This window comes from Pigmentiphaga sp. (assembly GCF_033795525.1).
Classification (GTDB): Bacteria; Pseudomonadota; Gammaproteobacteria; order Burkholderiales; family Burkholderiaceae_B; genus Pigmentiphaga.
The window spans coordinates 48,097-62,845 of record NZ_JARYGM010000004.1 but is presented as its reverse complement, the minus strand read 5'-3'; the positions used below and the strand labels follow the sequence as shown (position 1 = coordinate 62,845).

Genomic DNA, 14,749 nt, shown 5'->3' with positions numbered 1-14,749 from the left:
AGTGAAAGATGACGGTTCCCGAATGCAGCCCGTTGCTTGCGCGACCGTCAGCCATCAACAGCCGGGGCCATTGGCTCGCCGGCGTCCTCCTTTCGCTGATGCGGCTCACGCCGATGCATGCCGTGTCGTGCATCGTGCTCCACATCGTGTCCCAGCTCGCGCTCCTGGCGGCTGTCCTATTACCCTGGAAGCTGCTCATGATCCTCGGCTCGGATACGCTCCCGCGGCTGCTACCCGCCTTCCTGCGCGGCTACCCGGCCGACGACCTCGCATGGATCCTCGGCGCCGGCGCATTGGCGGCTTTCCTGGCGTACGCGCTGTGCGAAATGGGCATCGGGAGCGTCTGCGGCCGCGGCGCGCGGTCGATCCTTTCGCGCCATCGGAAGACCGGGCTGTTCGGCAGCCACAGGGAGCTGGCGACCGCCCTCTACCGGCGCCTGTTGCGCTCCATGGGCGCCGCCGTGTCCTGCGCGCTCATCGCAGTCTGGCTGCTGCTTTTCTACCCCCTGCTGCTGCTCGCGCTCGCCACTTATCTGTGCGGAGGCCTGATGGCGGCGCGATGGTGCAAAGGCCCCGCCCGCCAAGCATGGCTCGCGCGCCAATCGCCCCAGCTCCGGGCAAATGGCTGGTGGAGCCTTGGCTTCCTGTATGCGGTGGGGTGGGTAGTCGCCGATTACTCGCGCGACAGCCTGCCTGATACCATCGTCGTCTTCATTTCACTGCTGCTGGTTCGCCAGGCGCTTGTGCTCTCGGCCCACATTCATCGCACATATGGTCTCCTCGAGCAACAGCGCAGCAAGGCCGGCGCGCTGTTCCTCGCCGACATTCCCTGGCAGCCGGCCGCGCCCGCCGACGACGCCTTCCAGTCACTGCTGGAACGGGATCGCCTGCGGGACTGGGTCGGCGACGTCTTCGCCACGCACGTTGGACGGCCCGAGGGAGAAATCGCCACCCAATGCAGGCTGGCCGGCGGCGCACGAATCATCTCCGTCACGGCGAGCGGCCTGGCGGGCGGCCACAGGCAGTCCGTGCTGCTCAAGCTCTATCACGCCAGCCGGGAAGAGCTAGCCCAGCACGAAGGGGAAATCCTCCGGACGGCCGGCGGAAACTGGCCGGCCCCCGCGCTCGTCGCCGACCACGGGGTTGACGGCCATACCTGCCTCGTTTTCCGATGGCATGCCGACGCCCATTGGATGACCGCGGAAGAACGGGCCGTGCGGCTGCCCGTCATCCGCGAACGCCTGCTCGAATGCGAACTTCCCGAGGATCTTGCCGACCGCTACGATCGCAGCCATCCTCACCTCGCCGGTCGGCTGGGCGCCGTCGACCTGGCTTTTCTGGAAACGCTGGTTCCCGCGCGGTCGGCCGAGGCATTCGGCCGGTTGCGCGAACACTGGCCGGCGCTACAAGCCATGCTGCGGCAAATGCCTCGGCAAGTCGTCATTCCCCGGTTGCATCAGCAAAGAATCGGCAGTCTCGAAGGCCGGCCCGTCGTCTGCAACTGGTCCGGCTGGCGCTGGGAACCGGTCGGGGCAGGCTGGCCCCGGAGCGCCCATGGGCAGCTTCGCGCAGCGCTGGCGCGTGCGGCTGCAGGCCGCCGGGCATTGCGCGAAGTCATCCCGGGCCAGGCTTGCCTGGCCGCCCTTCTCTATGAGTTCGATCACTTCATGAAAAACAAGGATTTCGCGCCGGCGGTAAGACTGATCGCCCCGCTCTCCGACGCTTTGGGCCACGGCCCGGCCGCCGCAGATCCGGAGACAGAAGGAGGGACGCTTGTCTACCAACGTTGAAACGTCGGCTGCCATGCGTACCGACGCACGCTCGCAGGAATACCGTGTTGTCTGGCAAGCGGACGAGCTGAGGGCCCTGCTCGGCGGCGAGTGGCTCAACGCGCCCGGGGAAGGATGGCTGGCGCGCGATATCGCCATCACGGCGAACAAGTCGGATCTGCAGGGGGAGCGGTGCCTCTTCGTCGCGATCGACGAAGATACCTGGCACAAGGGCTCGGGGAACACCGGCATCTATTCCGGCTGGCCCGACACGCACGAAACGTTGAAGACCATCTATAAGCGATGCTGCGGCGCCATCGTGCAGCGGCCCGTCGAGGGCTTGCCCGACACGTTTCCCCAGCTCGTGGTGACGAATTCCTACGACGTCCTGCGCATCATGGCCGACGAAGCCCGCCGGCGGATGACCGGCAAGATCGTCGCGATCACCGGAACCGTGGGCAAATCGACCACCAAGGACATGCTGGCCATGGTCCTGGGATACGAGGGATCGGTAATCGCCACCCGCAGGAACCACAACACGCGCACCGGAACCTCGATCACGCTGGCGCGATGCGTCGTCGACCCGGACTTTGCCGTGTTCGAGGTCGCCCTGTCGGCCCTCTGGATGCGCAATGGCGGAGTAGGCCCGCGCATCAAGCCGCATATCGGCATCGTCACGGAAATCGGCATTACCCAGGTCGGAGCCAACGTCCGGGACGAACGGGATACGGCCCGTTTCAAGGCACGCGTATGCAACGGGCTCGTTCCCGGCGGCCACGCGATCCTGAACCGGGACATGAACGAGTTCGACTTCGTGGCGAGCGAAGTCCGCAACTACGGCGCCCAGGTCCTCACCTACGGGTTCCACCCCGAGGCAGACATCCGCGTTATCGATCACCTCGCGGATCATCAAGGCTCGACGGTGCGTCTCCTGATCGAGGGGGAGGAAATCGCATACCGCCTCGAAGTCCCGGGCAAGGGCATGGTGTCGAACTCGGTAGCCGTGCTCGCCGCGGTCAAGCTGCTTGGCCTGGATGTCGCGGCGGCAGCCAGGCGGCTGGCGGAGTACCGCAGCATCGGCAAGCTGGAAAGCAAGCCGCTGCCCCTTCGCGCCGGCGGCCAGGCGAACATGATCGACGACAACTACAACGCCGCGGTTCCGTCCATGAAGGCGGCGTTCGAGGTGGCGGGAATGCACCCCGTCGCCCGGGGCGCGCGGCGCGTCGCGGTGCTGGGGCGCATGGTCAATCTGGGAGAACGGGCCGCCGAACTCCACGCCTCCCTGGTCGAGCCGATCATTGCCGCTGGCTTCGACAAAGTATTCATGCACGGCGAGGAAATGGCGGCCGTGCATGAAAGGCTGCCCGAGCCGATGAACGGCGGGCTGTTCCAGGATGCGCGCCATCTTGCCGACACCGTGATGGACTACCTGCGCGACGGCGACCTGGTTCTCGTCAAGGGCAGCGTGCGCGCTTCCGAATTCCGATCGATGCCCAAGCTGCTGCAGGAGGCGGCGGACCGGCCCGCATCGAAACCCCGGCTGCAGGCCCTGCCAGCCGGCACGTCGGCGGGCATGCTGGTCGACCTGGAGACGGGCGAGGTCCTGCGCGCGACCAACGAAGCCTGCGTGTTCTCGCCACGGCACCTGAGCCAGCTCCTGCTGGTGGCGCTGTGCGCCGAGCGCATGGCGCAAGGCGATGTCGCCGCGGCCGATGCTGCCGCCGTCCGCCCGGTTTCCCCGAAGGCGGCCAAGGGTGGCCCGCTCGTGGGCGTACCCGCCGGAAGCGCCATGGCCGTCGGCGACCTCATCCGAGCCATTGCCGTGTGGAACGCGCGGGATGCGGCGGTTTCCCTGGCCGCCCACCTGCACGGGTCGGCGGCCGCCGCGCTGGACAAGCTGCAGGCCTTCGCTAGCGCGCTGGGCATGGAACATACGGTCCTCAAGAACGTTTCCGGCCGGATACAGACCGGGCAAAGCACCACGCTGGCCGATATCGCGCGCCTCGTCCGCCATTTCTGGAAACACTATCCAAACCGCCTGCACTGGTTTTCCGCCAGCGAAGCGGTATTCGCCAACCAAAGCTTCCGGAACTCGAGCAACCTCCTGGCCGATGGCCGGGCGAACTTCTCGTTCAATTCGGGAGGCAGCCCGCGCTGGGGTTTCGCCATCAGCCGCATCGGCGGTCGCGACGTGCTTGCATGCGCAGCGGGCGCGAGTGGCGCATTCAATCTCGACTATCGGCTGGACGGACTCCTGAGGGCAGCGCAAGCGACGTTCTTCCCCGCAACGGACGGCAGCCCGTCCGGCGGACCGGTCATGCTCCAGGCGGGCAGCGAGGGCCGGACCGCGCAGGTCAACGTCCTTGGCGATACCTATTTCGGGGAGTGGTACAGCGCGCGGCGGCAACGGCGGGGCGTCGAAGACGGGCTCACCCGCTACGGCTATGGACACTCCTTCGCGGGGCTCGGGGAAATGCTGGCGGAAGGCGATTTCAACATCGCCAATTTCGAGGCGGCGTTGTCGCGGCGCCGCGCCGCCGAGCTGGCTGGCCGCAAGCCCTTCCTGCTGACGGGGGACCCGGAGCTTTCCATCGCCGCATTGCGCCGAGCCGGCATCCACGCGGTGGCCCTGGGCAACAACCATGCCGTCGATGCGGGACTGGCGGGCCTGGCGGAAATGCTTGCGTCGTTCGACGAGGCAGGCATCGCGCGCTTCGGCGCCGGCCGGGATGCCGACGAGGCGGAGGCGCCGCTGGTCCTCCAGGCCGGCGGCAGGACTTGCAAGTTCTTCAGCGCATATTGGTTCCGGCAGTACATGGAACACGATTGCCGGTACTACGCCATGCCCGCCAGGGGCGGCGTGGCATGCCTTGCCGGCGGCCTGCTCGATGCGATACGGGCGGAAAAGCGCCAGGCCGATCCCGCAACGATCGTCGTGCTCGCGCACTGGGGCAGCGACTTCACCTGGACGTCCGACGCGCAACGCAAGCTGGCGCGGGAACTCGTCGGAGCCGGCGCCGACGTCATCATCGGGTCCGGCCCGCACATGCTGGGTGAATTCGAGCGGATCGATGGCAAATGGGTCGTCTACAGCATCGGCAACGGCGTATTCAACAGCGACGGCGAATATCGGGCGCGGGGCATGCCTCCGTATGGGTTCCTCGCCCGCCTGGGCATAGACGCAAGAGGAATCGAGATCGGCCTGTATCCCATCCTGGCTGACAACCTCCGGACGTTCTGGCAACCCCGGCCGGTGGATCCCACGGAATTCCAGCACGTGCTGACCGTGCTGCGGGAACGAGGCGTCGCGATATCGGACGCGCCCTTCGGCAAGGATGCCGCCCAGTGGGGAACGGATGACGCCGGCCGCCCGCGCATCGTGCTGCCCGCCTGACCAGGAGGAAATAGACGGCAATGGTATGGAGCGAAAGAGATGAACGATGAGAACGTGACGTATCCATATTCATTCAAGTGGTCGAAGGAGATCGAGGACTTCTTCGCCGAGCAGAACATCTATCTTCTCCACCCTTTCAAGATCAGGGGCGTCTATCGCGAAGGCGAGACGGTAACGATCAAGTCGCCCATCGTCGTCGAACCGTTCGCGACCATGTCGGGCAGGAATGGCTTCAGCAACTGCGGCGCATTCACCTACATGCACACCGCTTTCGGCAGCCGTGCCGAAGTCGGACGCTATTGCAGCATCGCGCCCTATTCGAGGCTGATGGGGAACGAGCATCCCCTGGACCGCATCAGCACGCATCCGTTCGCATGCCGGGACTACTATGCGGCGTGGATGGAGAAGCGTTTTCGCGTGGCGACCTCGGTCCCGCCCTTCGAGCAGACCGATCGCGGCCCCCTGATCGTGAAGGACGACGTCTGGATCGGCAACGGCGCGCTGATCCGCAGGGGCATCACCATCGGCCACGGCGCGGTGGTTGCCGCGGGCGCGATCGTCGTGAAAGACGTGCCGCCGTTTGCGGTCGTGGGCGGCGCACCCGCAAAAGTGATCAAGTATCGCTTCGACGACGCCACCATTGCGCGCATACTCGACGTAGCGTGGTGGCGCTATCACGTACGCGACCTCGCCGGGCTGGACGTATCGGACATCCACGGCTTCCTCGATGAGCTGGAGCGCCGCGTGGCCAGCGGCGAAGTCAAGGAATACTCGCCGCCCAGGATCGATATCGCCGCCGCGCTGTTCGAACTTGCGCGAAGGCGGGACAGAGGCGCCGCCGGCATGGGAAGGGAGCGCCCCCGCGCCGCGCCGGAGACGCCGGCGGCGCGCGCGGACCAGCGCGAGCCCGGGCAAAGACCCGCCTTCGACGCCGGGGCCAATGCCAGAATCATCGACGAAATCATGGCCGGCGGCGCCAACGATTTTTCGGCGTCCGATTATCACGGCCGCAAGGGCGACATTGCCCGCCACCTGATCGGCGACGAAGTCGCACGGCGCGGATGGCGCATCGAGAGCATCCGGAAACTGAGCTATCGGGTCGTGACTCCCGACGGCGATATCGTCTTCCAGCAGAATGCGCCGGACGTGGGAACCGGCTCGAGCCGGATCACCCTGGACAAGGTGGCCACCAAGGACTTACTGACGCGGAACGGCATCGGGGCGCCGGCTGGCCGGGTCTTCACCGACAGGGACGCGGCGGCCGCCTACTTCAGGACACGCTCCGTGGCCCAGGTCGTCAAACCGGCGGCGGGAGCCGGGGGAGATGGCGTCACCGCCGGCGTCGCCGACGAGCCCTCCTTCGTGCAGGCCTGGGAGCGGGCGACCGCCTTCGGCCGCCGCGTGATCGTCGAGGATTTCGTTGCCGGCGACGAAGTCCGCATGATCACGGTAGGCGGCAAGCTGGCCGCCGCCGTATGCCGCGTTCCCGCCTACGTCATCGGCGACGGCGTGCGGACGATCGAGGAGCTCGTGGCCGAGAAGAACAAGCTGCGCCTGCAGAACCCTCTTCTCAAGCTGTACCCCATCAGCAGTTTCGACCAGCTCGAGCTGGACGGACGAAGAAAATCGGAAGTGCCGGGCAAGGGCGAACGGGTCCATCTGTCCACGGTATCCAATATCGCGATGGGCGGAGAAAGCGTGAGCGTCATCGACCGGCTGCATCCGTCGATCGTCGCCGTAGCCGAGCAGGCCGCCAGGTCGGTACCCTGCGCCATCCTGCTCGGACTGGACGTCTTGATCAAGGATTTCTCCGCGAGCGCCGAGGACGGCAACGTGTCCATCATCGAGATCAATTCCAACCCGGCCATCGCCACGCTCTATTTCGCCGCTTTCGGGCCGCCCGCGTCGCATCTTCCCCGGACGCTGCTGAACTTCAGCCACCAGCGCCTCAGGGAAGAGAAAGGTAACGCGCCGGGCGCGCCGGCCATCGTGCCGGCGGCGCCCTATCGGGCCCCATGCGGCGGCGGTTCATTCAGGCGCGATTATTCGACCCAGATGCGCCTGATCCGCCAGGCCGCCTACGCGCGCAATCTGTCGGTGCATGCCCTGAGCAACGAACTCACCGTTCTTTCGAACGGCGACAGGCAAGTGGCCTTCTTCCAGGGAATGTCGGACCACACGCGATCAATTTCCCGCCGCGCCACCAACAACAAGGAGTGGACGAAGAGCCTGCTCCGCGAGGCGGGGATCAACACGCCGCAAGGGGCGATGTTCGCGCGCGACGCCGTCAAGGCGGCCTGGGAATTCGCCCAGTCCCTGGGCCAACCGGTAGTGGTCAAGCCGCTGAGCGGATCCGGAGGAGCGGGCGTCAGCACGGACATCTCGACCCTGCCCCATTTCGAGCAGGCCTGGGACCACGCACGCGCCGCCGGCTCGTCGGCCATCATCGTCGAACAGTACTGCCAGGGGAAGGACTACCGGATCCTGACAGTGGGCAATACCATAGCCGCGGCGGCCGAACGCGTTCCCGCCCATGTAGTGGGCGATGGGAAGCACACCATCGATGGATTGATTGCCATCAAGAACAGGCGGCGCGCCAGAAACCCCTACGACGGCTCCAAACCGATCAAGCTGACGCCGATGATGCTGCGCAACCTGGCGCAGCTGGGCATGGACGGGCGCACCGTCCTGGAAAACGGCCGCTATCTGCAGTTGCACAGCGTCGCCAACATCGGCTCCGGCGGAGAAAGCACGGACGTTACCGAAACCGTCCATCCGGATTGGGCGGAAGTCGCCGTCAAGGTGCGCCGCGCGGTCTTCGACCCCCTTCATGTCGGCTTCGACCTCCTCGCGGAAGACATATCCAGATCCCCGAAGGATCAGCGCTGGGTCGTCATCGAGGTCAATGCGAACCCCGACATGGGGCTGCATCACTTCGTGACCCATGGCACGCCCCGGGACGCGGCCGGAGCGATCGTCGATGCGTTGTTCCCCCGGTCCTCCGGCGCGGCGGACGAAGCGCGCAAATCGGTCCGGATCGTGGGATCGTGCCGCGGAAACGTGAAAATCTCGGTCCATCGCATCTGGCGCCACGCGCATCTGCGCATGCTCGACGGTTCGATCCGTCCATTGTCGGGACGCGAGCTCGAGCTGGTGATTTCCGGCGCGGGTAACGCCGTCGACGACATGCTGTCGGCATGCGCCACGGGGCCGCTGCTGGAGAAAAGCCGGCACTCCGCATTCCATGGGGACATCCCGCGCGGCTTTGCGGTAGCCAAATGACGGCGATGGCGAGGAAAAGCGATATGGCATACAGGCTGGTTTCGATATTCCTTGCGGCCTTGCTGGGCTGCTCGCTGGCGTTCGCAGACGACCAGACGGATGCGCCGCTTCCATGGAATGGAAAGGCCGACAAAAGCACCTGCCCCATCTCGTCGGGTGCCGTCTGGGCCGACTACCATTCCGGGCAAGACTGCATCCGCTACTTCGCCGCCGGCAACATCGAGCACGCTCCCGTGGCGGTCATCGTCTTCGGGGGGGACCGCCACCGGGCGGCCCGGATGCAGCCCGAGGAAATCCGGGACAACACGGTGCGCAAGCAGCAGGCCATCGCGGACCGGGTCGCGCGCCGGCTCGGACTGCCGGTCGTCATCGTTGCCAGGCCGGGTACCTATGGGTCGAGCGGCAATCATCTCCGGACCCGGCACATCGCGGAATTCCTGGCCCTGAACGCGGCGCTCGACGCAATCAAGGACCGCTACCGCATAGAGCGCTTCGTGGTCTACGGCCACAGCGGCGGGGCGACGGCCGGCGCGGCCTTGCTCACGATGGGACGCACCGATATTTCCTGCGCCGTGCTGACGTCGGGCGCCTTCGCGCTGTTCGAACGAGCCCGCATCCTGGACGAAGCCAAAGGAAGAAAACCGCGCGACAGGAAAAACAACCCCAGGTATGCGGACTTGTACGATCCGCTGGATCACGTCGACGGCATCGTGCGCGACCCCACGCGCAAGATCTACGTCATCGGCAACGAGAAGGACCAGGTGACACCGTTCGACCTGCAGAAGATGTTCGCCAACAAGGTGCGGCAGGAGGGCCACCAGGTGCAGCTCGTAACCCATGCGGCGGTCGGGCCCGCGTTCCATGACCTCAAGGATTCCATCGGGCTGACGACGGCCGCGAGCTGCGCGCGGCCCGGCCGGTGAGGCGGCGCCCGCCCGGCCGGCCTCGGCCCTCCGTCTTCACCGCTCGCGCAACGCCTCCCGCGCGCGGTTCAACGGCTTGATCAGGTATTCAAACACCGTCTTCTCGCCCGTGCGGATATCCACCGTGGCGATCATGCCAGGCACGATGGGGAAACGCTTGCCCGCCTTGTTGACCAGCGCATCGGTCGTGGTCTGGATGAACACGCGGTAGTAATACAGCTCCGGCTTGACCTCGTCCTGGATGGTGTCGGGCGAGATCGTCGTAACCACACCGTCCAGTCCGCCATAGACCGCGTAGTCGTAGGCGGTGATCTTGACCTTGGCCTCTTGCCCGGGACGGATGAAGGCAATGTCCTGCGGCGAAATGCGCGCCTCGATCAGCAGCTTGTCATCCAGCGGCACGATCTCCATCAGCATGCCGTTCGGCGGAATCACGCCGCCAATGGTGGTCACCCCGATCTGCTTGACCACGCCGCGCACCGGGGACCGGTGGGTCAGCCGGGTAAGCGAATCGGCCCGCCCTTTCACTACCGACGATAGCGCCTTTACCTCGGCCTGTGCCTTGGTCAACTCGTCGCGGGCGCGCACGCGGTATTCGGATCGTGTTTCGCTCAATTTGAGCTCGAGGTCGGCGGCCTGCCGGCGTAGCCGGATCACTTCCACATCGCTGGCGGCGCCATCCTTGAGCAGCGACTCGGTAATCGACAGCTCGCTGCGTACCAGCTTGAGGGCCTGCACGATCCAGGACGTCGATTGCTCGAGGCTGCGCTTGCGGGCCTCGAACAACTGGGTCTCGCTGGCGATAAGCTCCGGATAGGCCTTGAGCTCGGCCGGGAATTTCAAGGGCCGTTCGGCCACCTCGGCTTCCAGCCTCACCGTGCTGGCCAGCGCCGCCCGATAGCGAGCGGCGCTCTCTTCCACATTGGACCCGACCTTGGTGGGGTCCAGCTGCGCCAGGATCTGCCCCTGCTCGACGATTTGCCCCTCGGCCACGTGCAGTTCCGCAAGAATGCCGCCTTCGAGCGACTGGATGACTTGCTCGCGCGAGGTAGGTATCACCTTGCCGGTGCCCGAGGAGACCTCGTCGACCACCCCCACGTAGCTCCAGACCAGCAATACGGCAAACAGCGCGACAATGACCAGCACGATGCGCGCCGAACGGACCATGGTGGCGTCGTCGCCGTCGCCTACGGCGTCGACGGTTCCGGCCCGCCACGGTACGCCCGCCAGCGCCTGCGTCGCATTTCCCTTCATGATAGTCCCCCTGCCCGGTTCACACCGCCGCCTTCAGGCGCACCTTGGAGCGCCGGGTCAATTCCGCGATCACCTCGTCCTTCTCCCCGTCCAGGGCAATCATGCCGTTCTCCACCACGATGACCCGCTGCACCGCGCTCAACAGGCTGGTGCGATGCGTGGCCACCACCAGCGAACGGCCCGGCTCCAATCCCGCCAGGTAGCGGATGAAGCGCTTCTCGGTGGTTTCGTCCATGCTGGCCGTCGGCTCGTCCAGCAGCAACACCTTGGGGTCGCGCAACAGCAGCCGGGCCAGCAGCAGGCTTTGGCGCTGGCCGCCCGACAGCCCCAGGCCGCCTTCCTGGACCATGTGATCGAGCCCCTTGGGAAGACGCCGCAGGTAGTTGAGCGCCCCGGTCCACTCCAGCGCCTGCAGGATGCGCTCGTCGCTGGTGCGCGGCGCGCCGAGCAGCAGGTTGTCGCGCAGCGTTCCGTGGAAGAGGCGCGCGTTCTGGGTCAGTATCCCGATGTCGCGCCGAACGTCCGCCGGGTCGATGTGGGCCAGCCTGACGCCGTCCAGCAGCAACTCGCCCGCGGCCGGTTCCAGCAAGCCGGACAAGGCTTGCAGCAAGGTCGACTTGCCGGCGCCATTGCGTCCCAGCACCGCAATGCGTTCCCTGGGCTGGATCCGCAGGTTCTTGATTTGCAGCGTGACCGGACTGTCGGGCGTGTAGCGGAACGCCGCCATATCGAACTGGAAAGCTCCCTGTATGGCCGGGCGGTGAATGCGCTGCTCGTGTTCCGGCTGGTCCACCGGCAACTGCATGATCTGGTCCACGCTCTTGACGCCTATCCTGGCCTGCTGCCAGCGGCCCAGCACCTGGGTCATGCGTGCCATGGGCCCCATCATGCGCGACGAGAGCAGCGACGCCGCGACCAGCACGCCCGTGGTCATCTCGCCATCCATGACGCGCGGAGCGCCAAAGAAAATCACCGTGGCATAGACGCCGGTCTGCACCGTCTGGGTCCACACGATCAGCGTATTGGTGAGCGAACGCGTGCGCAGCTGCGCCTCGGCCGTGACCGCGTTGTAGTGGTTCCACTGGCTCTGGAAGCGGTCTTCGGCCTGCATCGTCTTGATGTCTTCGCTGCCTTGCACCGACTCCACCAGCATGGCATTGCGCAGCGACGACTCGCGCATCGCCGTCTGGGCATACCGGCGCAGGCGGCGCTGCACCAGCAGGCCAGGCACCAGCAGCAACACCGTCGCTGCCAGGGGCACGGCGACCAGCGGCCCCACCAGGTACCAGAAAACTACGAGGAACAGCAGGAAAAAAGGTACGTCGGCCAGCGCCGTCACCGTCGTGGAAGTCATCATCTCGCGGATGGACTCCAGGTCCCGCAGCTGCGAAATGAAGGTTCCCGTAGAGGCCGGGCGGGCCGTGCTCCGCACCCGCAGCGCATGGCCGAACACACGGTCGGATATACGCATGTCGGCGCGCTTGCCGAGCAGGTCGGTCACGGTAGTACGGACGCGCCTGAGAATGAAATCGAACAGCAGCGCAATCAGCACCCCGATAAAGAGTACGTAAAGCGTGGGCAGCGACCCGGCCGGGATGACGCGGTCGTAGACCTGCATGGAAAACAGCACGCCGGTCAGGGTCAGGATGTTGGCAACCAGCGACCCCAGCATGATGTGCCAGTACGGACGCAAGTCGCGCAGGACGATGCGCCGCAGCCAATGCGGCCGGTAGGGCGAAATATAGGCGTCCACGCGCGCATCGGGCACGTCGCCGACCGGCCGCATGACCGCCACCAGCACCGCCTGGTCGAGCAATTGGCGTGCGGACACCCGCGTCAACTGACCATCGTCGCCGCAGTAGGCGATGCTGGCCAAGCCATCCGCGCCGAAGGCCTCGAGCACGCCAACCTGCCCGTCCGCCAGTTGTACCGCCACGGGCAGGCGCCAGTTGGAGATTTCGGCCAGCGCGCCTTTGCCGCGCAGCAGCGTCAAGCCCAGGCCGGCGCGGCGGGCAAGGTCGCGCAGCGCTTCGTCCTCGTCGCTGCCGTCGGCCCAACGACGCGCGATATGCAGCGATTCTGGCGAACACGGCAGGCCGTAATGCCGGGCAATGGCCTGCACCGCCTCGATCCAGGCGCGATCCCGCGCGCCGGTGTCGGCCATGGACGCCCGATCGCCCGAGGCCGGATGGTCTTCCGCTGCCATCGTATTAGTCGTCATACGTATTCCCCGCCATGCGCGCGGCCTCTTCCAAGCCGTAGGCCCGACGCATCGCGCCGGTGGCATACAGACACTCGATACCCAAGCCCATCAGTTCGTACTTGGTATTGATCTGGTCGAAGCGCGACTGATGGAATTCCTGTTCCGCGTTCAGCAGGTCGATCAAGGACCGCGTACCGAGCGCCAGGTACTGCTGGCGGTACAAGTCCTTGGTCTCGCTAATGGACCGGCGGCGGCCGTCCAGCACCGCCATACGTTCGGTCAGACCGGACGTCTGTTCGCGTGCATCGGTCAGGGACTGCAGCGCCGACAACCTCGCGTTATCGCGCGAAGCGTCGGCCGCGCGCAGCGCGAACTCGGCCGCGCTGCTGCGGGCGCTGAGCGCACCGCCCTGGTAGACATCCATCGACATATTGAGCGCCAGCGTGAAATCGTCGCGCCGCGTCGCATTGCCGTTGAGCGCGCGGCCCACGCCCGCATCCACCGACAAAGTAGGAAGCCGATTCGAGCGCGCCGTCTCGAGCAGGGCCAGCGCCTGGTCGCGTTCGGCCTCGGCCACGAGCACGGCAGGCACCTCCGACCATTCCGGTTCGTCTACCCGGCATGCGGCCGCGGATTCCGGCGAAAACTCGACAGACAACTGGGGCAGCGCCGGCACGCCCAGCAACGTGCGGAGTACCCCGCGCCAGCGCGCGAGCTGGGAGGCATATTGCAAGGCGATGGATTCCGAGGCGGAGACGCGGGACTGCGCCTGCATGACATCCGAGCGCGTGCTGGCTCCCCGCTCGTGACGGGTCTTGACCAGCTTGGCGATCTCCGCGACGCCCGCTACCTGGTCGCGCGCGGCGGCCACCAGCTCCTCGTAGCGGCTGAGCTCGATGGCTGCTTGCACCGCGTCCCGCGCGACCTGGTCCACGGCCAGCCTGACACGGGCCTGGTTGACCCGGGCCGCTGCACGGGCCGCGGCTACGCTGCTGTCGACCTTGCCAAAGTCATACAGCATCTGCGTGGCCGACATGCTGAGCCGCCGGACCTGGCTGTCCGCCAGCGTATTGTCGCGGCCGGCGCGCAAGCCGGTCGAAATGCGTGGGTAGTAGCCCGCTTTGGCGACCTCGATCTCTTCGCCGCTTTGGTTCAGCCGCCCCATCGCGGCGGCGATGTTCGGATGCCAGCTGACCGCCTGGCGCGCGATAGCGGCCAAGGTCATCGCGCCCGGGTAGCCGTTGCCGCCTTGTCCTACCTCGCTGGCCAGCACCACGGTGTCGGCCGTGCCGAACCCTTCCTTGATCAGTTGGCTCGCCGCTACCGCGGGGTCCATGGGGCCCAGCGACTTGGCACCGGCCGGGCGGCGGGCGCGGTCCGGGGCCCCTTTTTCCTCCGCGGCGGCACTGACCGCAGTCTTCGCTGCGGGCGGCGACACTTGTTGGACGGGTGATTCGACGGGCAGCGCTGCCGGTGCCGCTGCCTGTTCCGGCGACTCGACCTGCGGTTCGGCCGGTGTAGCGGAATGGGCCGCTACAGGAGGATCGGTTTGGACCGGCGCGGGAGCTGCCGCGGGTGCGGGGGTTGCCGCGGGTGCGGGTGCGGGTGCGGCGACCGGCGCCTGCCGAGGCGTCGACGCAGGCACACTGACAGCCATGGGAGCACTCTCGAGAAGCCGTCCCATCGACATGGAGGGCACCAGCACCGGCTCCAGACGCCGCGCCGAAGCGGGCCCCGGCGCTGCCGCGGTTGCCGCGGCCATCCGCGACGAGCCATGCGCTGCCGTGGCGGCGGGCACTTCCTCTCCAGCTGCGCCCACCGTTCCCATGGCCAGCAATCCGACCACGTACCACGCGGTGCGGCATGAACCTCTCATGAATACTCCCGACAACTTCTCATGCGAACGGCCGGACCTGGATTGCCC

7 protein-coding genes are annotated in these 14,749 nt (G+C 66.5%); 4 read left to right on the top strand and 3 right to left on the bottom strand.

Annotated features, from left to right (window positions below):
- The first annotated feature begins 8 nt into the window (after positions 1-8).
- From QHC78_RS12585 to QHC78_RS12570, 4 genes are read left to right on the top strand one after another with little or no spacing between them, the layout of a single operon-like run.
- On the top strand, positions 9-1,790 hold the full coding sequence (locus tag QHC78_RS12585) for a hypothetical protein (RefSeq protein WP_319745016.1): 1,782 nt from the start codon (positions 9-11) through the stop codon (positions 1,788-1,790).
- Positions 1,774-5,163, top strand: coding sequence for a CapA family protein (locus QHC78_RS12580; RefSeq protein ID WP_319745014.1), 3,390 nt, complete (start codon positions 1,774-1,776; stop codon positions 5,161-5,163). The genes QHC78_RS12585 and QHC78_RS12580 overlap by 17 nt, the downstream gene beginning before the upstream one ends.
- Before the next feature lie 39 nt (positions 5,164-5,202).
- Positions 5,203-8,445 carry an ATP-grasp domain-containing protein gene (locus tag QHC78_RS12575; RefSeq protein ID WP_319745012.1) on the top strand — a complete coding sequence of 1,081 codons (3,243 nt, stop codon included), beginning with the start codon at positions 5,203-5,205 and terminating at the stop codon, positions 8,443-8,445.
- A 23-nt stretch (positions 8,446-8,468) separates the two neighbouring features.
- Complete coding sequence (locus tag QHC78_RS12570) at positions 8,469-9,368, top strand: alpha/beta hydrolase family protein (protein ID WP_319745010.1); 900 nt, start codon at positions 8,469-8,471, stop codon at positions 9,366-9,368.
- Between the two features lie 36 nt (positions 9,369-9,404).
- On the opposite strand, the gene QHC78_RS12565 is transcribed toward QHC78_RS12570, so the two are convergent.
- The 3 genes from QHC78_RS12565 to QHC78_RS12555 all read right to left on the bottom strand — a co-directional run bounded on the left by QHC78_RS12565 (position 9,405) and on the right by QHC78_RS12555 (position 14,701).
- On the bottom strand, positions 9,405-10,535 hold the full coding sequence (locus tag QHC78_RS12565) for an HlyD family type I secretion periplasmic adaptor subunit (RefSeq protein WP_319745619.1): 1,131 nt from the start codon (positions 10,533-10,535) through the stop codon (positions 9,405-9,407).
- A 106-nt stretch (positions 10,536-10,641) separates the two neighbouring features.
- The gene (locus QHC78_RS12560; RefSeq protein WP_319745008.1) at positions 10,642-12,843 is read right to left on the bottom strand and encodes a type I secretion system permease/ATPase; all 2,202 of its coding nucleotides are present in this window, start codon (positions 12,841-12,843) and stop codon (positions 10,642-10,644) included.
- Positions 12,833-14,701 carry a TolC family protein gene (locus tag QHC78_RS12555; RefSeq protein ID WP_319745006.1) on the bottom strand — a complete coding sequence of 623 codons (1,869 nt, stop codon included), beginning with the start codon at positions 14,699-14,701 and terminating at the stop codon, positions 12,833-12,835. Before QHC78_RS12555 ends, QHC78_RS12560 begins: the two co-directional genes overlap by 11 nt.
- Positions 14,702-14,749: the final 48 nt, after the last annotated feature.